Source organism: Rhizorhabdus antheiae (assembly GCF_049889055.1).
GTDB lineage: Bacteria > Pseudomonadota > Alphaproteobacteria > Sphingomonadales > Sphingomonadaceae > Rhizorhabdus.
Genome location: NZ_JBLTWO010000019.1, coordinates 1 through 21,041 on the forward strand (window position 1 = coordinate 1; position 21,041 = coordinate 21,041).

The window sequence follows — 21,041 nt, forward strand, 5'->3', positions numbered from 1 at the left end:
GACAGATGTTGACGCCGTCGGCTGTCAGTGTGGACAAGGGCACGATAATGGTCGGCCTTGCCGCGCGCGAACGCCAGGCCACCCATGCGCGCGATACTGTCACAGCATTCAAACGTTACATGGGCACCGCGCGCAGCACTTTTCTCGGGGGGAAACGTTTCTCGCCAGAAGAATTGTCAGCACTCGTTCTGCGCAGCCTGAGGGAGGACGCCGAGACTTATTTCGGTGAAAGCGTGAGCGAAGCCGTCATCACGGTACCGGCCTATTTTAACGACAAGCAACGCAAGGCGACCCGGCGCGCTGGCGAACTTGCGGGTCTGAAGGTCGAGCGCCTGGTCAATGAGCCGACTGCCGCAGCACTGGCCTATGGCATTCACCATCTGGATGCAGACTCCCGGTTTCTTGTTTTCGACCTTGGCGGCGGCACATTCGACGTTTCGGTATTGGAGATTTTCGAGGGGATCGTAGAAGTCCGTGCTTCGACCGGCGACACTCGGCTGGGCGGCGAGGATTTCAACGAACTGATGATCACCTTGGCGTGCGAGAAGCTGGGCCAAGGCTGGGCCGGCAAAGTCAAGATGGATATCGGTCTTCAGCAGAAACTGCGGGAACAGGCCGAGCGCGCCCGCCGAACGCTGAGCAACGCCGAAGCTGCAACCATGAAGCTGATCTGGAAGGATGAACAGCTCGAAGTTTCAATCGCCGCGACCGAGTTTGAAGCCCGCGCCGAAGGGCTAATCTCGCGATTGCGTGACCCGGTATTGCGTTCGCTGCGGGACAGCGGACTGCACACCGAAAGCCTATCCGAGATCATTTTGATCGGCGGAGCTACGCGGATGCCGATCGTCCGCAAGGCGGTGGCACGCATGTTCGGCCGCTTCCCCAATACCAACATCAACCCCGATCAAGCAGTCGCTCTCGGGGCTGCGGTCCAAGCGGGGCTCAAGGCGCGCGATTCAGCGCTTCGCGAGGTGGTGCTGACCGATGTGTGCCCCTTTTCGCTTGGCGTCTCCAACGCAGAGAGGTTGCCCGACGGCAGCTTTCAAGAGGGGGTTTTTTCCCCGATCATCGAACGCAATACCGCGATCCCAGCCAGCCGGATGAGAAGCTATTTTACGCTCGACAACAATCAGACCACCGTCCGTCTAGATATCTATCAGGGCGAATCCCGGCTCGTTGCCGACAACGTCAAAATCGCCGATCTCCTTATCCCCGTTCCCCGCAATCCGGCAGGAACGCAGGTTGACTGCCGATTTTCCTATGACATCAACGGCCTGCTCGAAGTCGATGTGCATGTCCCCTCAAGCGGCGAGTCGTTCGAACTGGTGATCTCAGATCCGGACGAGAATGGCAGCGCTATCGATCTTCAGCAGCGGCGCGAGGAACTGGCCAAGCTCAAAATTCACCCCCGTGACACTGAAGCGAACCGAGCAGTGATGGCCCGCGCCGAACGGTGCTGGCAGGACTCGCTGGCCGAAACGCGTGAGATGATTGGTCATTGGATCAATCAGTTCAACGCCGCACTTGCGACCCAGAACCCCAAGATTGTCGATCGCGCTCGTGAGGAATTCAGCTCCGCACTGGACAGAATTGATGGCCAGAGTTTCCTGTGAGGCCGCCCTCGATATGGACCGTTCTAGGCGTCACCGCCGACAGCGACGAACTGGCCATCCGTCGTGCTTACGCGCGCAAGCTTCGAGCAACCAATCCCGAGGATAATCCGGACGACTTCAAGGCGCTTCGCGAAGCTTATGAGGTCGCGATGGGGCATGCCGCGCAGAGACGCTTCAACGATCAGGACATGGTGGACAAGTCCGAAGAGGACGTCGGATCCACGCTCTCCCCCGGCGTCCATATGCACGCCACATCCGACGTGAGCGAGCAGGCCACAATCGGCGGCGGTGACCGTAACGATCGTTCCGATACGGGGGCAATCAATAGCGGCCGCATCGATCCGCCGACGATGCAGAGCGAAGCACTGCGCGAACGCATGGCTTTCGAGGCCTTATTCAACAGGTTTCAAGCCTCGCTTGAGGCAGACGCACCGCATCACGGTAGCGACATGTTTCTGCTATTGAAGGCGCTTCTGGCCCATCCAGCAATGGACCAGTTACTAGTTCGCAATGCAGCGGAAGAATGGATTGCGACGGCTATCGCTTTCAATTCGCCGCGTTCGGATCCCGTGGTCGATCTCGCGATCGGACATTTCGGCTGGAGCAATGCAAATTATCGTCAGGACTCGCACAGCGTGGCGATGGTGCTGGCGCGGGTCGACCAAGTAGGACAGATGGACGCCTTTTCGGCGCCATCTCACGAGCTTCACCGCGGCTGGCGGGTGTTGATGGACGACCGCCCACCATCGCTCGGCATGAAATTGTCAGCAAGACTGCCGGGCGTTCCAGATCAGGTCCGTACTCTCCTGAGTATGGCCGACCGCTTTTACGGCATGGACCAAAGATGGAATCCAGCGCGGATATTATGGTGGCGTCGCCATCTCGCCCAACCTCGCGTCGTTCTGGGCACTACCGGTCTGCTGATCCTATTGAAATTGTTAAGCAGTCTTATAGCCACGCCCTGGGCCGATCAGAAATTGGCAAGCGACCTGATCACTCTTCTGGGTATGGGCCTGCTTCCACTCTATGCCCGCTTCGTAAAGCATCCCCCTGATCTGCCTGGCCAGGAGCCGCCCGCCGGCTGGCGCCGCTGGTGGATCATAATTCCGATCTTGCCATTGCCGGTAGCAGCCTTGGTTCCTGCCAACCCGATCGGTACCGCCATCGTAGCCGCCCTGGCCTTGGCCGCCCTATTGTCCGTCTTAGCGCTCTGCCCGCCACGCATCTCGACTACGCCACTCCCCGCTAATTTGCTGTCGCTCGCCCGACGCTATTGGATGCTGGGCCTATTTGCCTTTTGGAGCATGGCTAGCCTGGAAGAGGCACGGGCCGAGCAGTGGTTCATCGTGGCGCTGATCTCGCTCATTGTCTGGGAGCGCGGCTTACCGGGCATTCAACCAGCGTTGATAAGCCTGTTGTCCGGCCGCTGGATGGTACCCGTCATCTGCGTCATCGCCGCTCTCCCGACCGCGACGGCGCTGTTGCCAGTGGTTCAGACGCCTCTATCGGAAACCTGTTTCCGCATCTCGCTGGCCGTCCTGTTCGGCCAGGGCTTCCTGCTTGCCAGCAACATTATGCACGGCACGCACTACGGCAGGCCCTCACCGGGATTTTTGTACGCGATACTTATCGCGCTCTGGCTAGGTTTCAGCTTTGCTGCCGTCGATAAAGGGCGCGACCAGCGACAGCCTGCCTCACCAGCGATTGCCGACGCGATGCCTTTTGATCAGGAACCTTCAAATATGACCGAGCCGGCTCTCGCTCCGGCGCCGCCCAAGCCGACTACCATAGCAGCCAAGCCAAAGCCTGTCTGGCAACCATCTCCCTGCCCGCCTATCGATGACAGTGTTCAGGGGCCCGTCCAACCGGTCCCGTGCGGATCGGAATCGAACTGGATCGGTTCGGACGATTATCCTGAGACCGCGATCCGCCGACAAGCAGAGGGTAAGGTCAAGGCGCAGGCTGTGATAGACACGGACGGCAGAGTGAGGAATTGCACGATCACCACATCAAGCGGGCACGCTGATCTCGACAAGACTGTCTGTGCTCTGCTCGAGCAGCGCGCCCGGTTCAATCCGGCTCGCAATGCACAAAACGAAGAAATTCCTACAGATTACAAACTCGAATTTACGTGGCGGATCAATCGGTAGCTTGAGGGACTTCGGCGTCTCGTTCAGCGACCGGCTTCGCTGATTGCGTCCGGTGCGTCGGTCATAGCCGGCGCACCGGAACCGTTGTTATTACCGCGTCGCTGCGACGCCTTGCGCTGCAGCCCGGGGCACGGCGAGGTAGCGACCCAGGATCGAGGTCCAGCGCTGATAACCCTGCTTGTTGAGGTGCAGCCCGTCCACGCTGAAATAGCGCGCATCGGGCTTGCCCCCCTCGTCCAGCAGCGCGCCGCCCACATCGACGAAGTCGTAGCCTATCTCGGCCGCCTGCGCCTTGATCGTAGCATTGGCGGCGGCCATCTTGGCGTACAGATCCCAGCGCAGCGGGGTCGGCTTCATCGACAGATAGGCAATCCGTGCGCGCGGCATGTCGGCGCGAAGCCGCGTCATCAGCGCCAGGACGTCCGCCTGGGCCGCCTCCGCCGACACTCCTGCGGCGATGTCGTTTTCCCCGACATAGACGATCACCGTGTCGGGCTGCACGCCCGCGACGATCCGCTCATAATGATGGAGCACATCGGCCGTGGTGGCACCGCCAAAGCCCCGGTTGAGCGCGTGAAGGTCGGGAAAGCTGCCGTCGACATCCCACAGGCGAATGCTCGAACTCCCGAGGAACAGCGTCGAAACACCTCCCGACGGCAAGGGACGCGCGACGAGCGCCGAAACCTCGGCTTCGAAGCGGGCTATGGCCTTGTCCGCGCCGCTCGCCGGAGCGGCCCAGCCCTGAACGGGGCCGCATCCCGCGACGAGCGCAAAGACCAATCTGATGTTGATGATGGCCGGGTTTCGCACCGCTTCTATATATCCCCCGCAGCGCCCCGAATAAGCAGCGGGGCCGAAACTATTCTGCCGCCAGCAATTGCTCAGCACCGCCCAGGTCGACCGACACCAGCCGGCTAACCCCTCGTTCGACCATCGTCACCCCGAACAAGCGGTGCATCCGGCTCATCGTCACCGCATTGTGGGTGACGATCAGATAGCGTGTCTCGGTTTCGCGCGTCATCGCCACGAGCAGGTCGCAGAAGCGTTCGATATTGGCGTCGTCGAGCGGCGCGTCGACCTCGTCGAGCACGCAGATCGGCGCGGGATTGGTCAGGAACAGCGCGAAGATCAGCGCGACCGCCGTCAGCGCCTGTTCGCCACCCGACAGCAAGGTCAGCGAGGAGAGATTCTTGCCCGGCGGCTGCGCCATGATCTCAAGGCCCGCCTCCAGCGGATCTTCGCTGTCGATCAGCGCCAGATGCGCCTCGCCTCCACCGAACAAAGTCCCGAACAACCGCGTGAAATGTCCGTTGACCGCTTCGAACGCCGCCAGGAGGCGCGCCCGCCCCTCGCGGTTGAGGCTGCCGATCGAGCCGCGCAGCCGGTTGACCGCCTGCTGCAGTTCGTCGCGCTCGGCGATGCTGGTGCCATGCTGCGCTTCGATCTCGGCAAGTTCGGTATCGGCGACCAGATTGACCGGCCCCAGCCGCTCGCGATCCGCCGTCAGCCGGTCGAGCCGTCCGGACTCGGTCGCGCCATCGGCCACCTCGGCCGCGACGAAGCCCAGCCGTTCCGGCAGCACCGGTGCCGGACATTCGAAGCGCTCGCCGGAAATCCGGCTCATTTCGATCCGGCGCAACTCCTGATTCTCGAAGCGCGCTTGCGCCCCTGCCCGCGCCTCGCGCGCAGAGGCCAGCGCTTCGCCCGCCTGGGCGAGGCCAGCCTCGATCGCGCGCAGCGACGCCTCGGCCTCGCGTTCTTTCTGCAGCAGCGTTTCCGCTGCCCGGAACGCTTCCTGGGCATCGGCGCCTATGGTCGCGATCAGCGCCTCGAGTTCTTCGGGCCGGCCGGACAGCGAGCGCGCCTCGGTCTCGATCGCTGTCGCACGGCCGTCCATTTCAGCGATGCGGCTCGCGGCGTCTCCGGCGCGGTTGCGCCAGCTCTTCGCTTCGGCCTTCGCCGCCTGCTGGCGCTGCGTGTCCGCAGACGCCGCCTGTGCGAGTGTCATCGCCTGTCCGCGTGCCTCGAACAGCCGCGACCGCACCGCCTCGCTCGCCGCGCGCAACCGGTCGACCTCGGCATGGCTCGCTTCGCCATCGGGCAGAGCGAGCATAACCGACATCTGCTGCGCAACCGCCGCTTCGGCTTCCGCTACCTCGAATGCGGCGCGGGCCTTGCGGTCCATGATCGCGGCCCTCTGCGTCGCCAGCCGTTCGATCGCCGTCGTCGCCTGATCCTCGTCGCGGATCGCGTTGCGTTGCGCCGTCTCCGCCCGCGCAAGCTCGGCGCGCGCGGTTTCGACCGCCGAACGCGCTGCCTGCACCGTAGTGCCGGCCTCCGCGAGCGAAGCCTGCGCCGTCTCGACCTCGGCGCGGGCCGGCGCGATCTGCCCACGCAGCGCTTCGAGCCTATTGGCACGGACGAGCCGCTCGGCTGCCGCCGCGCCGACATCGGCCGCGACGAACCCGTCCCAGCGCCGCATCCGGCCGTCGCGGGTGACCAGTCGCTGCCCGACGCCGAGCCTCAGCGACCCATCATCCGCATCGACGACGCCCACCTGCACAAGCCGCCGCGCCAATTCGGCAGGCGCAGAGACATGATCGGCGAGGCGTTCGCAGCCGGCTGGCAACGCGGGATCGCCCGCGTCCGCTTCGGCCCCCGACCAGCGCAGCCGTCCATCCGGGCCGATCGCGGCCTCGAGATCATCGCCGAGCGCCGCGGCCAGCGCGCGCTCATAGCCCGGCGCCGCCCGCACATGATCGATCGCCCGGTTGCCGGCGCCGCCGGCGGGAAGGCTCTTCTCCAGCGAACGGGCTTCGGATTCGAGCGTCGCTAGCGCCGCACGGGCCGCACCGGTTGCAGCTTCGGCCCCCTCGCGCCGTTCGGCGGCAGCGGCGCGCGCCTCCTCGCCCCGGGCGACCGCGGCCATGGCCTTCGCGATCGCATCTTCGGCAGACTCGCGCGCCGCCGTCGCAGCAGCACGCCGCGCCAGCAAAGGCGTTTCGTCGCCCAGCCCCGCCATCTCGCGCTCGATCCGGCCGGCATCCGCCTGAGCCCGGTCGAGCCGCTGGCGCGCCGCCGCGACGTTGGCCTGGGCAACGCGCAGATCGGCCTGCTCCGCCGCAAAGGCAGCCTGCGCCTTGGCCACCGACAGCTCCGCCTCGCGCGCTTCGGACTCGGCGTCGCGCACCTGCGCGTCGATCGCCGACTGGCGCAGGGTCGCTTCCTCGATCCGCTTGCCGAGCAGCTTTTCCTCGTCGGCCAGCGCAGACAGCGCCGCCGCCGCATCGATGGCGAGGCGGTCCTCGCGCGCCCGATCGCGCGCCAAAGTATCGCGGCTCTGGGCGATGTCCGCGAGCCGACGCCGGACCATCTCCAACTCGCTTGTCAGCGTCGCCAGCCGATGCGCCAGCCCGGTCGATCGCTCACGCGCGGCCTGCGCAGCTTGCCGTGCGTCGCCGACCAGCTGAACCGCCTCGGCCTGCCGGGCGGTCGCCGCCTTCTGCGCCTCGCCCGCCTGTGCGACGAGTCCCTCGGCGGCCTTGGCCTCCTTCCCCGCCAGTTCGGCGGCGGCCGCAGCCTCGCGCCAACGGGAGAAGATCAGCCGCGCTTCGGCCATCCGGATCTGTTCGCTCAGCGCCTTGTAGCGCTCGGCCGCCCGCGCCTGTCGACGCAGCGACGCGGTGCGCGTTTCCATGTCGGCGATCAGGTCGTCGAGCCGTGCGAGATTGGCCTCGGTCGCGCGCAGCTTCTGCTCGGCATCCTTGCGGCGCACGTGCAGCCCGGCGATGCCGGCGGCCTCCTCGAGCATCTGCCGCCGCTCGGTCGGCTTCGCCGCAATCACCGCCGCGATTCGGCCCTGACTGACGAGCGCCGGCGAATGGGCGCCGGTCGCCGCGTCTGCAAAGAGCAGACCGACATCCTTCTGGCGGACGTCACGACCGTTCATGCGATAGGCCGAGCCCGCGCCGCGCTCGATCCGGCGGGTGACCTCGACCTCGCGGTCCTGATCCTCCGCCGCATCGGGGCGTTCGGTGAACAGCGTGACCTCGGCGAAATCGCGCGCCGGCCGTGTCGTGGTCCCGGCGAAGATCACGTCTTCCATGCCGCCGCCGCGCATCGACTTGGCGCTCGATTCGCCCATCACCCAGCGTATCGCTTCGAGCAAATTGGACTTGCCGCAACCATTGGGGCCGACGATCCCGGTCAGCCCACGCTCGATGATCAGCTCCGCCGGCTCGACGAAGCTCTTGAAACCTGAAAGGCGGAGCTTGCGGATGCGCATCGGCGGTTCAGCGTTCCTCCGCCGAAGCGCCCGCAAGCCTCATCGTCAGCGGACCTTTTCGCGCAGCTTGGTTTCGAGGCCCGGCCAGTCGTAGACGCCCTCCTGGCGCTCGCCATTGATCAGGAAGTTCGGGGTCCCGTCGACCTTGTCCTCGTTGGCGCCGCGATCGCGGATCTTCAGCAGTTCGTCGAGCGCGGCCTTGTCGGTCAGGCAGGCCTTGATCCGGTCGTCGGTCACGCCGCGCGACTTGAAGAAGTCCTTCAGGCCCGACAGTTCGACCAGCTGGGTGAACTGCTCCTGCTGCGGCAGCTTGCCGACCGACTGGAGCGTCTTCTCGTCGACCGAGTTGAACTTGCCGACCCACTGCTCCTGCGTGACATAGAGCTGCTCGACGAAGGGGAAGAAGGTGTCGGCGCCCTGACAGCGCGCGACCAGCGTCGCGACGACGTCGAGCGGATTCAGCACGAAGTTGCGATATTCCCAGCTGACCTTGCCGGTCTTGATATAGGTCTCCTTGAGCGGACCGGAGCCGTTCTTGGTGAAGTCGCGGCAATGCGGGCAGGTGATCGACGCATATTCGACCAGCTTCACCGGCGCATCGGGATTGCCCATGCGAAAGCCACCCTCGGGGGTCTTCACCAGCGTCTCGGTCCAGTCCTTGCCGCTATAGGGCGCGCTCGGCGCTGCGGGCGCCGCGCTGTTGGTCGTCGCCGCGCTATCCGACTCCTTCTTGCCGCAGGCGGTGAGCGCCAGCGCAATCGTGATCGCCGCGACGGGAAGAAGCTTCTTCATGTGATCCTGTACTCCAAGCAGCCACGGAGGGCCGTTGGGCGACAGTGATAGCCTCGGAGGCGCGCGGTGCAAGCAGGCAATCGCGCCTGGCGTGTTCCCGAGGATCGAAACCAAAATGGATGCGACAATCCGAGAGGGCGATAGCCGCGCTGTGGACCGACGCCTAGGATGCGCCGCAGCTGGGAAGGGACGACGAATATGAAAATGGTTGCATTGGGAGCGCTGTGCGCGACGTTGATTGCGGCTGCGGCCACGGCTGCGCCCGTTGTGCGGCAGGAAATCAGGACGAAAGCCGGAAAACCCTGGGTGCACAAGAGCAGCAAGTTCGCCTTTCCTGCGATGATCGGCCCCTTCAGCCGCCGCATGGTCGAGGATATCAGCGAGGGCAAACAGATCGATCTCGCCGGCACATATGACGAGCCTGGCAGCCAGACATTGGCATCCGTCTATATCTACAGACCGGCAATGCCCGATCCGGCGCTCTGGTTCGACATCTCTTCCTGGTATCTGCAGCGATCCCAAATAGCAGGCGGAGTGGGCAACGGCGCAGCGCCGACCGCCTTTCAGATTGGATCGGGATCCAGCACCTCGGCGCTCCGCCAGAGCTATGCTCTTGCTTCCGACCCTGTTGGCAGCACGGGTCTAGCGATCGTTCCGGTGGGCAGGTGGATCGTCAAGCTGCGGATGACGTCGAGGACGCTGCCGCCGGCTGCGCTCGACCAGGCGATGCGCGACTTCCTCTTTGGCCTGTCCTGGCCGTCCAATGCCCCGACGAAGGACACCGTGCCGGTTGGAACATGTTCGCGGCCTCTCCGCAATGAAAGCGCCGAAGAACTCGAGCAGCCCTCCGCAGTGATATTGGTCGGCGCAATGCTTGGCTCGATGGCCGAAAAGCCCGAAGCAGATGCTCCTGCCGAACCGTCAGCCCGCCTCTGCCGAGACGACAGCCTTTCGAACGCGAGCCGGCCCCTCTACCAACTGGACGATGGCGCCACCGGTTATCTCCAGCCGCTGGGCGACAATGGCACCCTGCTGGTCGTTCGTAACGATCCGACCAGTGCAGCGCTGATCGCCGAGCTGACGGGCGGAGACAAAAGCGAAAATCATGAACGTGCCGGCCGGAAGTATGACGACAAAGAGCAAATCTCGGCCAATCACAAGAGCCAGGAATTTTTCCGGATTACACTGATGACGCCCGAACAATGGGCTCAATATCCGGCATTCGGTTCGCTGCCATCGCTTGAGCAGACATCAGATGTCGTCGAGCATCGCCGTCCACTCTCGGTTACGTCGTTTCTCAATGAAACCAAGATCCAGCTGGATCCCGAGACTTTCAAGTAAGCGACTCCGGCTGTCGCAGAGCGGGTTACTTAAGCGCGGCCTTGATCATCGGCTCCAGATCGGACCATCCATGGACATTCTCTTTGCGCTGGCCATTGATCAGGATCAGCGGCGTGCCCGGTATGCCGTCGCGCTGCCAGGCATTGCCGGCCATTTCCGTCAGCTGCTTCTTCGCCGGCTCGTTCGCCATGCAGGCCGCATAAGCCTTGGGGCTCAGGCCGCGCTTCTGGAAATAGGTGTCGAAGCCGGCCGATCTGGCGACCGCCGCCATCTTCTCGTCCTGCGACTTGGCTTCGAAGGCGGCATCGTTCTTGGCGGCGGCGCCCTTGGCCATCCAGTCTTCCTGGGTGGCGAAGAGGCCCTCGATCGAGCCGAGATAGCGCGTCGGCGGCTCGCAGCGCAGCAGCAGCGAGGCGACGAAGTCATAGCCGTCGCGGACGGCATGACGCACTTCGAAGCTGACGAGGCCCTTGGCGATATAGTCGCGCTGCAGAGCAGGCAGCGATTCCTTCGAGAGCATCGCGCAATGCGGACAGGTCAGCGACAGATATTCGACCAGCTTCACTTTGGCCGCCGGATTGCCGATGACGAGCGCGCCTTCGGCGGTGCGGTTGACGGTGACGAGCCAGTTGGCGCCGGCAGCGGGCTTCGCGGCCGGCTTGGCCGGTGCGGCGGCGGCGAGGGTCAGCGGGGTGGCGGCCAGCAACAGGACGGCCAGGCGGAAGGTCGATCGGGTCAAAGCTCTGTATCTCCGGAGGCGATGACGGGTGCGCCGCTGGTGGCGGCCAGCTTGCCCGCCAGCGATTCGAGGCATGTGCGCAATTCGGGGTCGGCGATCAGACGCAGGCTGCCGCCGATGTCGGGCGAAATCGGTTTGAGCGACGGCGGTGCCGCGCAATTCTGCGGCGGCTGTGGCCGTGCGCAGCTACCCTGCCGGAGCACGACGCGCGCGACGGCGCCATAGCCGAAGAAGCGGTTCACCCGCTCGACGATGGTCGGCAACACATGCTGCATCATCGGGCCATGCGCCCCTTCGACCAGCAGGGTGAGCACCCCGTCCGATCGCTTGCCCGCCGGGAAGCGGATCGATTCGGGCACCGACACCTTGGCGTAGCGTTCGCCGACGATCTCGGCCCAGCGGCTGACGACCGAACTCTGGACGAATCCGAAGCGGCGAAAGGCCGCCCTGCCGACGTCGGGCAGCATGTCCGCGACCGACTTTGCGCCGCCGCCACGCGGACGGGCGGGCGCGGCGTCGGGCTGGGCCTTGCGCTTTCGGACAGGGGAGGCAGGGGGCGCTTCGTTCATCGCGCGCTTCATGCCATAGGCGCCCCATGTCCGTCGATGCCGTCTCCGAAAAATTGCTGGCCTGGTACGATGTCCACCGACGCCGCCTGCCCTGGCGCGCAGAGCCGGGAGCCCCCCTGCCCGATCCCTATCGGGTGTGGCTGTCGGAGACGATGCTGCAACAGACGACCGTCGCGGCGGTGAAGCCCTATTTCGAGAAGTTCACGGCGCGCTGGCCGACCGTCGCCGACCTGGCGCAAGCCGACGACGCCGACGTCATGGCCGCATGGGCCGGGCTGGGCTATTATGCGCGGGCCCGCAATCTCCTTGCCTGCGCCCGGGTCGTCGCCTCCGAACATGGCGGACGCTTTCCCGATCAGGAGGACGCGCTGCGCGCTCTGCCCGGCATCGGTGACTACAGCGCCGCCGCCATTGCCGCGATCGCCTTCGGACGCAGCGCGGTCGTCGTCGATGCCAATGTCGAGCGCGTCGTCAGCCGGCTGTTCGCCTTCGACCAGCCCATGCCCCAGGCCCGCCCGAAACTGCGCGTGCTGGTAGCGCGCGTCACCCCGGACGAGCGGTCGGGCGATTTCGCGCAGGCGATGATGGATCTCGGATCGGGCATCTGCGCCGCCCGGACACCGCAATGCCTGATCTGTCCCCTGTCCGACGCCTGCGAAGCGCGCCGGCTGGGCACGCCGACCGCTTTCCCGGTCAAGGCGGCCAAGAAGCCCAAGCCGCAACGCCACGGCACCGCCTTCTGGATCGAGCGGGACCAGGAGGTCTGGCTGGTCCGGCGTCCCGACAAGGGCATGCTTGGCGGAATGCGCGCGCTTCCCACCGGGGATTGGGTCGATGCGCCGCCGGGTCTCGCCTCGGCCCCGATCGCTGCGGAATGGCAGTCCTGCGGCACGGTCGATCATGTCTTCACCCATTTTTCGCTGCGCCTGTCGGTCGTTTGCGCCTCCGGCACCCCGGACGGCGAGGGGGAATGGTGGCCGGTCGATCATATAGAAGAGGCAGGTCTGCCGACCCTCTTCGCACGCGCCGCCGAGCGCGCTATCGCCGGTCGCGAAGACGGAAGTCGGCAATATAGGGAGAGTTGATGTCCAAGATTCCTACCCCCGGTTTCACCGGCTCGCCGCTCGTCCGGATCGATATCGAGCGTGACAATCGCCCCTATTTCGATGCCGCCTGCGCCAATCCGCACGCCAGACTGCTTACACTGGATGGCCTAGCTCCCGTTCTCGACGCGGAGGGGCGGCTCGTCTGGACCGCCCTGACCGAAGCCGATCCCGAGGCGGACCTCGCCCTGCTCGGCCTCCTCGACGACAAGCCCTGCTTCGTCTCGCTGGCGAAGATCGCGCCGGGCCGCGACCAGCGCGGCGCGACGATCAGCGGCGCGGCGGCGATGACCGAGCCCGGCGCGCCGGCGATCTACGCCGCCGCCCGCTCGCTCGTCGACTGGCACGACCGGCACCGCTTCTGCGCCAATTGCGGCCGCCCCACCGGGGTCGCCAGATCTGGCTGGGCGCGCTTCTGCCTGAAGGACGAGGGCGGTTGCGGCACCGAACATTATCCGCGCACCGACCCGGTCGTGATCATGCTCGCCGAACATGAGGACCATGTCCTCGTCGGCCGCAACATCAACATGCCGCCGCGCTTCTTCTCGGCGCTCGCAGGTTTCCTGGAGGTCGGGGAATCGATCGAGGATGCGGTCGCTCGGGAACTGTTCGAGGAGGCCGGCGTGATCGTGACCGAGGTCCGCTATCTCGCCAGCCAGCCCTGGCCGATCCCGTCGCAGTTGATGATCGGCTGCATCGCCAAGGTCCGCGACAAGACGGTCAGGCTCGACGAGAAGGAACTGGCCGAAGCGATCTGGGTCGACCGCGATCAGGTAAGGGCGGCGCTGGCGGGTGAGCCCGATGCGCTGTTCAATATGCGCTTCCCCCTCGCCATAGCGCACACGCTGCTGACCGCCTGGGCGAACGGCGCCTGAGCGTCCGGTCCGGGCGGATCAGCTGCCGAAGCCGCGCTCGCGCGCCCGGGGATAGGTGCCCAGCAGCCTGACCCATTTGGTGTGGAAGGCCAGTTCCTCAAGCGCGCGCCGCACATGGGGATCGTCGGGGTGGCCTTCGATGTCGGCGAAGAACTCGGTCGCCGCAAAACTCGCGCCGCGCTGGTAGCTTTCCAGCTTGGTCATGTTGACGCCGTTGGTCGCGAAGCCGCCCAGCGCCTTGTAGAGCGCGGCCGGGATGTTCTTCACCTCGAAGATGAAGGTCGTCATGACCGGACCGGCGTCGGGGGATATCTCACGCCCTTCGCGCGCCAGCACCACGAAGCGCGTGGTGTTGTCCGACGCGTCGGCGACATTGTCCTCGACGACCTTGAGACCATAGAGCGCGGCCGAGATCGACGGCGCAAGCGCCCCCACCGAGCCGTCGCCCGCCTCCGCAACCGCCGCTGCCGCACCGGCGGTGTCGGGATAGGCGACGGCAGCCATGCCATGGGCGCGCAGCCAGTGGCGGCATTGGCCCAAGGCCTGCGGGTGGCTCATGACCTCCCGGATTTCGCCATGATCGGGCAGCGCCATCAGCGTGTGGCGGATGTGCAGAAAATGCTCGCCGGTGATCACCAGCCCCGATTCGGGCAGCAGGAAGTGCATGTCGGCGACGCGGCCGTGGAGCGAGTTCTCGATCGGGATAACTGCGCAGTCGGCACGGAAATCACGCACCGCGTCGAGCGCATCCTCGAAGCTGAAACAGGGCAGCGGCAGACAATTGGGAAAGGCCTCCAGCGCGGCGATGTGTGAATTGGCGCCGGGCGCGCCCTGAAAGGCGACGGCACGGGCCGTATCGGCTTCGCAGGCGGCTGTCATCTCGGCGACGAGCGCCTGTGCGGGGGCGGGATAGTTCTGCATGTCGCGCGCCGATTAGGCGCGCCGGAACGGCTCCGCAAGCGGGGCGGGACAGATTAGCGCGTTGGGACGCTTGCGGAGGCAGACAAGCGATTCTAAAGGGGGCGCGATTTCGGCGTGGGTCCTTCCCCCCCACGTTACCAATGGGAGCTACAGGGGCACATGGACGATCGCGCTAACACGATTGCCGGATGGGCGCTGGCGGGCGGCATTGCCGCGCTGGGCCTTTCGATCCTCAGCGGTGGATATTTCAAGGGCGAACGCCCCGAGAAGATGGGCTATGTCGTGGAGGGCGTCGAGGAAGAAGGCGCCGCCGCCGGTGGTGATGCCGCCGAAAAGCCGATCGCCTTCTATCTGGCGAGCGCCGATCCCGCCAAGGGCGCGGAAGTGTTCAAGAAGTGCGCTGCCTGCCACAACGCGACCAAGGGCGGCCCGAACGCGCTTGGCCCGAATCTGTGGGGCGTGCTGGGTGAACCGATCGGCAAGGGCAAGGGCTTTGCCTTCTCCGAGGCCCTGTCGGGCAAGGGCGGCAGCTGGGACTGGCAGAATCTCAGCGACTGGCTGAAGAGCCCGAAGGCCTTCGCACCGGGCACCAAGATGACCTTCGCCGGCCTCTCCAAGCCCGAGGATCGCGCCAACATCATCGCCTATCTGAACCAGCAGAGCGACGCGCCGAAGCCGCTGCCGGCCGCGCCGGCTGAAGAGGCTGCTCCGGCTGCTGAAGGCGCTGCTGCTGACAATGCCGCCGCTCCGGCGGAAGGCGGCAACGAGGCCGCTCCGGCCAAGTAAGCCGATCCTCTCGATTCCAGAAAGGGTCCCGGGCGCGAGTCCGGGGCCCTTTTTCTTTGGGCGGTAATTCCGGTTCGGTAATATTTTCGCACTGCAACATCGGTCATTGACTTGCCGCCCCCGCACTCTAGAAGCGGCGGCGGGCCACGCTGTCCCAACGCAGCGCGTGCTCTCTGTGAGGAGAGACTACATGACTGATACTGCTCGCCCGGCGACGAAGCCGGCACGCCCCCATTTCTCTTCGGGTCCCTGCGCCAAGCCTCCGGGCTGGGCCGCCGCCAATCTGGCCACCGACTCGCTCGGCCGCTCGCACCGCTCCAAGCTCGGCAAGGCCCGCATCAACCATGCGGTCGACCTGACCCGCGAAATCCTCGGCGTCCCGGCCACCCACCGCATCGGCATCGTCCCCGGATCGGATACCGGCGCTGTCGAAATGGCGATGTGGAGCCTGCTCGGCGCCCGCAAGGCGACGATGGTCGCCTGGGAGAGCTTCGGTGAAGGTTGGGTCACCGATGTCGTCAAGCAGCTCAAGATCGAAGCCGATGTGGTCAAGGCGCCCTATGGCACCCTGCCCGACCTTGCCGCGCTCGATCAGTCGACCGATATCGTCTTCACCTGGAACGGCACCACCTCGGGCGTCCGCGTGCCCAATGGCGACTGGATCCGCGACGACCGCGAAGGCCTCACGATCGCCGACGCGACCTCGGCCTGCTTCGCCATGGACCTGCCCTGGGACAAGCTCGATGTCGTCACCTTCTCCTGGCAGAAGGTGCTGGGCGGCGAAGGCGCGCACGGCATCCTGATCCTCGGCCCGCGCGCGGTGGAGCGTCTCGAAAGCTACACCCCGGCCTGGCCGCTGCCGAAGATCTTCCGCATGACCAAGGGCGGCAAGCTGATCGAAGGCATCTTCAAGGGCGAGACGATCAACACGCCCTCGATGCTGGCGATCGAGGACTATATTCACAGCCTCGAATGGGCCCAGTCGATCGGCGGCCTGCCCGCCCTGATCGCCCGCGCCGACGCCAATGCGGCGGCGGTCGACGCCTGGGTCCAGCGCACCGACTGGATCGACCATCTCGCGGCCGACCCGGCCTCGCGCTCGAACACCTCGGTCTGCCTGAAATTCGCCGATGCGGCGGTCGAAGGCCTCGACGACGATGCGAAGCTGGCGCTGGTCAAGAAGATCGCCGGCCTGCTCGAAACCGAGGAAGCCGCGTTCGACATCGCCGGCTATCGCGATGCGCCTCCGGGCCTGCGCATCTGGTGCGGCGGCACGGTCGAAACCGCCGACGTCGAGGCACTCGGCCCCTGGCTCGACTGGGCCTGGTCGCAGGTCCGCGCGGCCTGAGCGCCGCTTGCGCATTCCTTCTCACCGGTCCGGCAGCGTCCGGACCGGTCTTTCCCCCGCTTCGTTAGAAGATGCAACGCCCCCACACTCCCGATGGGGAGGGGCGAACCCAAGGATAGAATCATGCCCAAGGTACTGATTTCCGACCAGATGGATCCGCTTGCCGCCCAGATCTTCCGCAATCGCGGGATCGAGGTCGACGAGATCACCGGCAAGACCAAGGAAGAGCTGATCGCGATCATCGGCCAATATGACGGCCTCGCGATCCGTTCGGCGACCAAGGTGACCAAGGAGGTCCTCGCCGCCGCCACCAACCTCAAGGTCGTCGGCCGCGCCGGCATCGGCGTCGACAATGTCGACATCCCGTCCGCCTCGGCCAAGGGCGTCGTCGTGATGAACACGCCGTTCGGCAACTCGATCACCACCGCCGAACACGCCATCGCGCTGATGTTCGCCCTCGCCCGCGACCTGCCCGAGGCCGACAAGTCGACCCAGGCCGGCAAGTGGGAGAAGAACCGCTTCATGGGCGTCGAGGTCACCAACAAGGTGCTCGGCCTGATCGGCGCCGGCAATATCGGTTCGATCGTCGCCGACCGCGCGATCGGCCTGAAGATGAAGGTCGTCGCCTTCGATCCCTTCCTGACCCCGGAACGCGCGGTCGAAATGGGCGTCGAGAAGGTCACGCTCGACGACCTGCTGGCGCGCGCCGATTTCATCACGCTGCACACGCCGCTGACCGAATCGACCAAGAACATCCTGTCGCGCGAGAATCTCGCCAAGACCAAGAAGGGCGTCCGCATCATCAACTGCGCGCGCGGCGGTCTGATCGACGAGGCGGCGCTCAAGGATGCGCTCGACAGCGGCCAGGTCGCGGGCGCCGCCCTCGACGTGTTCGTGACCGAGCCGGCGAAGGAATCGCCGCTGTTCGGCACCCCCGGCTTCATCGCCACACCGCACCTCGGCGCGTCGACCAACGAAGCCCAGGTCAATGTCGCGATCCAGGTCGCCGAGCAGATCTCGGACTTCCTGCTGACCGGCGGCGTCACCAACGCGCTCAACATGCCGTCGCTGTCGGCCGAGGAAGCCCCCAAGCTGCGCCCCTATATGGCGCTTGCCGAGCATCTCGGCGCGCTGGTCGGCCAGCTCGAGGGCGACGCGATCAAGGCGGTCGCGATCGAGGTCGAGGGTGCAGCCGCCGAGCTCAACCAGAAGCCGATCACCGGCGCGGTCCTCGCGGGCCTGATGCGCGTCTATTCGGACACGGTGAACATGGTCAACGCGCCCTTCCTCGCGAAGGAGCGTGGCCTGGACGTGCGCGAAGTGCGCCATGACCGCGAGGGCGACTATTCGACCCTCGTCCGCGTCACGGTGACCACTGCCGAGGGCGCCAAGTCGGTCGCCGGCACGCTGTTCGCCAATGCCGAGCCGCGCCTCGTCGAGATCTACGGCGTGAAGGTCGAGGCCGACCTGACCGGCGACATGGTCTATGTCGTCAATGTCGACGCCCCGGGCTTCATCGGCCGCCTCGGCACGACGCTGGGCGAAGCCGGCGTCAACATCGGCACCTTCCACCTCGGCCGCCGCACCGCCGGTGGCGAAGCGGTGCTGCTGCTGTCGGTCGATGCCCGCGTCGACGATGCGCTCAAGGCCCAGATTGCCCAGCTTCCCGGCGTGAAGAGCGCCAAGTCGCTGCGCTTCTGACGATCGGACGGGCGGGCGTCTTTGGGCGCCCGCCCGCCATCCGGGCATCGTCCCCAGGATGAAGGTTGCTGTTGAACCTCCGTCAGGGGCCGCTATGAGCCTCACCCCATGACCATCGCACCAGGCCTGCTCCCCGAAGGATTGCGTGATCGCCTGCCGCCGCAGGCGGAGGCCGGGTCGCGGCTGCTCCACCGCGTGATCGTCGCGATCGGCCGGCATGGCTATATGCGGGTCACCCCGCCGCTGGCCGAGTTCGAGGAAGAGCTGGTCGGCCGCCTCAAATCGGCACGCGCGCAGGACCTGCTGCGCTTCGTCGATCCGGTCTCGCAGCGCACGCTGGCCTTGCGCCCCGACATCACCGCGCAGGTCGGCCGCATCGCCGCCACCCGCATGGGCCACCGCGCCCGCCCGCTGCGCCTCGCTTATGGCGGCCCGGTGATCAAACTGCGCGCGACCCAGCTGCGCCCCGAGCGCGAGCTGACCCAGGCCGGCGCCGAGCTGATCGGCACCGACAGCCTCGCCGCCGTCATCGAAATCCTCAACGTCGCGGTCGAGGCGCTCGAAGTCGCGGGCGTCACCGGGATCACCGTCGACCTCACCCTCCCCGATCTCGTCGAGACGCTGGCCGCCGGCGCGATGCCCCTGCCCGCCGACCGGATCGACGCGGTGCGCGACCTGCTCGATGCGAAGGATGCCGGCGGCCTCGCCCGCCTCGGCGCCGACGCCTATCTGCCTTTCATCGAGGCGGCCGGCCCGGTCGGCCCCGCCCTCGCCAAACTGCGCTCGATCGCGGGTGCGCAGGCGCTCGACAAGCGGCTGTCGGCGATCGACGCGATCGTCGCCGCGTTGGGCGAGCGCGTCACGCTGACGCTCGATCCGACCGAGCGCCACGGCTTCGAATATCAGAGCTGGATCGGCTTCTCGCTGTTCGGCCAGGGCCTCAGCGGCGAGATCGGCCGCGGCGGCGGCTATACGATCATGCACGCCGACGGCCATGAGGAGAAGGCGATCGGCTTCTCGCTCTATATCGATCCGCTGGTCGATGTCGGCCTGGGCGTGGTGGAGCATCGCCGCGTCTTCCTGCCGCTCGGCACCGCGCCGGACATCGCCGCGCGCCTGCGCGCCGAGGACTGGACGACGGTCGCAGCACTTTCGGACGAAGACGACGCCCGCGCGCTCGGCTGCACCCATATCTTAGACGGGGACGGTCCCCGACCACTTTGAACGACCGGATCCCTCCCCTGCGCGCCGGGCTTCGCCCCGGTGCCGCCCACAGGCAGGGACGGACCGCTACTGGAACAGGATGATATCATGGCCAACGTCACGGTGATCGGCGCCCAATGGGGCGATGAGGGCAAGGGCAAGATCGTCGACTGGCTGTCCGAGCGCGCCGACGTCGTCGTCCGCTTCCAGGGCGGCCACAATGCCGGCCACACGCTGGTCGTCGGCGAACAGGTCTACAAGCTCAGCCTGCTGCCCTCGGGCATCGTGCGCGGCACGCTGTCGGTGATCGGCAATGGCGTGGTGTTCGATCCCTGGCATTTCCGTGACGAGGTCGCGAAGCTCAAGGGCCAGGGCGTCACCATCACCCCCGACAATCTCCAGCTGGCCGAGACCGCGCCGCTGATCCTGCCGATCCACCGCGACCTCGACGCGCTGCGCGAGGATGCGAGCGGCGCCGGCAAGATCGGCACCACCCGCCGCGGCATCGGCCCGGCTTATGAGGACAAGGTCGGCCGCCGCGCGCTGCGCGTCTGCGACCTCGCCCATCTCGACGATCTGGAGCCGCAGCTCGACCGCATCTGCGCGCATCACGACGCGCTGCGCGCCGGCTTCGGCGAGCCCCCGGTCGACCGCGAGAAGCTGAAGGCCGACCTGCGCGAGATCGCCGACTTCATCCTGCCCTTCGCCAAGCCCGTCTGGCTGACGCTGAACGAGGCGCGCAAGGCCGGCCGCCGCATATTGTTCGAAGGCGCCCAGGGCGTGCTGCTCGACGTCGACCACGGCACCTATCCCTTCGTCACCTCGTCGAACACCATCGCCGGCACCGCCTCCAGTGGGTCGGGCCTCGGCCCCTCGGCGGCGGGCTTCGTGCTCGGCATCGTCAAGGCCTACACCACCCGCGTCGGCTCCGGCCCCTTCCCGTCCGAGCTGACCGACGACACCGGCCAGCGGCTCGGCGAGCGCGGCCATGAGTTCGGCACCGTCACCGGCCGCAAGCGTCGCTGCGGCTGGTTCGACGCGGTCCTCGTCCGCCAGTCGGCCGCCGTCTCGGGCATCACCGGCGTGGCGCTGACCAAGCTCGACGTGCTCGACGGCTTCGAGGAAATCCGGATCTGCGTCGGCTACACGCTCGACGGCAAGACCTACGACTATCTGCCGCCCCACCCCCAGGACCAGGCGCGGGTCGAGCCGATCTACGAGAGCATCGAAGGCTGGAGCGAGTCGACCGCGGGCGCGCGCAGCTGGGCCGAACTGCCGGCGCAGGCGATCAAATATATCCGCCGCGTCGAAGAGCTGATCCAGTGCCCGGTGGCGCTGGTGTCGACCAGCCCCGAGCGTGAAGATACGATCCTGGTACGGGATCCGTTTGCGGATTGAGGCGCGCGCGGCCGGTCGCTGGGGCGTAAGTGATGGGGGGCCGGTGCGTTTCGTGGCGCTGTCCGGCCGACGTTCCCGTCACCGAAAGCGGTTGCTGTAGAAGAGCAGCGATAGACGCTTGGCCCCCCCTGCGGCAGAGGGCATTCGCGCGCTGGGCTCAGGCTTTGAGTGCAGCGTCACCGTTCTGCATGGGCTTGCCCGGTGCGATGTAATGCCC

At 66.2% G+C, this 21,041-nt stretch carries 16 protein-coding genes; 10 read left to right on the plus strand and 6 right to left on the minus strand.

Annotated features, from left to right (window positions below; translation table 11 throughout):
- Together ACNI3R_RS20075 and ACNI3R_RS20080 are read left to right on the plus strand one after the other, a co-directional pair.
- The coding region (locus tag ACNI3R_RS20075) for an Hsp70 family protein (RefSeq protein WP_426186916.1) at nucleotides 1-1,613 on the plus strand (1,613 nt) is incomplete at its 5' end.
- A complete protein-coding gene (locus tag ACNI3R_RS20080; protein ID WP_426186919.1) occupies nucleotides 1,610-3,763 on the plus strand; it encodes a TonB family protein in 2,154 nt (717 codons plus the stop codon). The genes ACNI3R_RS20075 and ACNI3R_RS20080, both read left to right, overlap by 4 nt.
- A gap of 90 nt (nucleotides 3,764-3,853) precedes the next feature.
- Here ACNI3R_RS20080 and ACNI3R_RS20085 read toward each other — a convergent pair whose 3' ends face one another.
- Genes ACNI3R_RS20085 through ACNI3R_RS20095 form a run of 3 tightly spaced genes read right to left on the minus strand, consistent with a single transcriptional unit; the run spans nucleotide 3,854 to nucleotide 8,840 of the window.
- Nucleotides 3,854-4,573, minus strand: a complete 720-nt coding sequence (locus ACNI3R_RS20085) for a GDSL-type esterase/lipase family protein (protein ID WP_426186922.1) — start codon at nucleotides 4,571-4,573, stop codon at nucleotides 3,854-3,856.
- A gap of 49 nt (nucleotides 4,574-4,622) precedes the next feature.
- Complete coding sequence (locus tag ACNI3R_RS20090; protein WP_426186925.1) at nucleotides 4,623-8,048, minus strand: chromosome segregation SMC family protein; 3,426 nt, start codon at nucleotides 8,046-8,048, stop codon at nucleotides 4,623-4,625.
- 45 nt (nucleotides 8,049-8,093) lie between these two features.
- Nucleotides 8,094-8,840, minus strand: coding sequence for a thioredoxin domain-containing protein (locus ACNI3R_RS20095; protein ID WP_426186927.1), 747 nt, complete (start codon nucleotides 8,838-8,840; stop codon nucleotides 8,094-8,096).
- A 198-nt stretch (nucleotides 8,841-9,038) separates the two neighbouring features.
- Between ACNI3R_RS20095 and ACNI3R_RS20100 the strand changes: the two genes are divergently transcribed.
- A complete protein-coding gene (locus ACNI3R_RS20100) occupies nucleotides 9,039-10,181 on the plus strand; it encodes a hypothetical protein (RefSeq protein ID WP_426186930.1) in 1,143 nt (380 codons plus the stop codon).
- A 25-nt stretch (nucleotides 10,182-10,206) separates the two neighbouring features.
- On the opposite strand, the gene ACNI3R_RS20105 is transcribed toward ACNI3R_RS20100, so the two are convergent.
- Nucleotides 10,207-10,920, minus strand: a complete 714-nt coding sequence (locus ACNI3R_RS20105; protein ID WP_426186933.1) for a thioredoxin domain-containing protein — start codon at nucleotides 10,918-10,920, stop codon at nucleotides 10,207-10,209.
- Complete coding sequence (locus ACNI3R_RS20110; protein WP_426186936.1) at nucleotides 10,917-11,501, minus strand: DUF721 domain-containing protein; 585 nt, start codon at nucleotides 11,499-11,501, stop codon at nucleotides 10,917-10,919. The genes ACNI3R_RS20105 and ACNI3R_RS20110 overlap by 4 nt, the downstream gene beginning before the upstream one ends.
- A gap of 14 nt (nucleotides 11,502-11,515) precedes the next feature.
- Here ACNI3R_RS20110 and mutY point away from each other — a divergent pair, with 14 nt between their 5' ends.
- Together mutY and nudC are read left to right on the plus strand one after the other, a co-directional pair.
- Nucleotides 11,516-12,574 carry an A/G-specific adenine glycosylase gene (gene mutY / locus ACNI3R_RS20115; RefSeq protein WP_426186938.1) on the plus strand — a complete coding sequence of 353 codons (1,059 nt, stop codon included), beginning with the start codon at nucleotides 11,516-11,518 and terminating at the stop codon, nucleotides 12,572-12,574.
- Nucleotides 12,574-13,467 (plus strand): NAD(+) diphosphatase, encoded by an 894-nt coding sequence (nudC, locus tag ACNI3R_RS20120; protein ID WP_426186941.1) that lies wholly within the window; start codon nucleotides 12,574-12,576, stop codon nucleotides 13,465-13,467. The genes mutY and nudC overlap by 1 nt, the downstream gene beginning before the upstream one ends.
- An 18-nt stretch (nucleotides 13,468-13,485) precedes the next feature.
- Here nudC and ACNI3R_RS20125 read toward each other — a convergent pair whose 3' ends face one another.
- Nucleotides 13,486-14,388, minus strand: coding sequence for a prephenate dehydratase (locus ACNI3R_RS20125; RefSeq protein WP_426186944.1), 903 nt, complete (start codon nucleotides 14,386-14,388; stop codon nucleotides 13,486-13,488).
- Nucleotides 14,389-14,547: 159 nt separating this feature from the next.
- Here ACNI3R_RS20125 and ACNI3R_RS20130 point away from each other — a divergent pair, with 159 nt between their 5' ends.
- The 5 genes from ACNI3R_RS20130 to ACNI3R_RS20150 all read left to right on the plus strand — a co-directional run bounded on the left by ACNI3R_RS20130 (nucleotide 14,548) and on the right by ACNI3R_RS20150 (nucleotide 20,824).
- The gene (locus ACNI3R_RS20130) at nucleotides 14,548-15,174 is read left to right on the plus strand and encodes a c-type cytochrome (RefSeq protein ID WP_426186947.1); all 627 of its coding nucleotides are present in this window, start codon (nucleotides 14,548-14,550) and stop codon (nucleotides 15,172-15,174) included.
- Between the two features lie 190 nt (nucleotides 15,175-15,364).
- Nucleotides 15,365-16,522: a phosphoserine transaminase gene (locus ACNI3R_RS20135; protein ID WP_426186950.1), complete on the plus strand. Its 1,158-nt coding sequence runs from the start codon at nucleotides 15,365-15,367 to the stop codon at nucleotides 16,520-16,522.
- Nucleotides 16,523-16,645: 123 nt separating this feature from the next.
- Complete coding sequence (serA, locus tag ACNI3R_RS20140) at nucleotides 16,646-18,223, plus strand: phosphoglycerate dehydrogenase (protein WP_426186953.1); 1,578 nt, start codon at nucleotides 16,646-16,648, stop codon at nucleotides 18,221-18,223.
- Between the two features lie 108 nt (nucleotides 18,224-18,331).
- Nucleotides 18,332-19,447 carry an ATP phosphoribosyltransferase regulatory subunit gene (locus ACNI3R_RS20145; RefSeq protein WP_426186956.1) on the plus strand — a complete coding sequence of 372 codons (1,116 nt, stop codon included), beginning with the start codon at nucleotides 18,332-18,334 and terminating at the stop codon, nucleotides 19,445-19,447.
- A gap of 87 nt (nucleotides 19,448-19,534) precedes the next feature.
- Nucleotides 19,535-20,824: an adenylosuccinate synthase gene (locus tag ACNI3R_RS20150; RefSeq protein WP_426186959.1), complete on the plus strand. Its 1,290-nt coding sequence runs from the start codon at nucleotides 19,535-19,537 to the stop codon at nucleotides 20,822-20,824.
- Nucleotides 20,825-21,041: the final 217 nt, after the last annotated feature.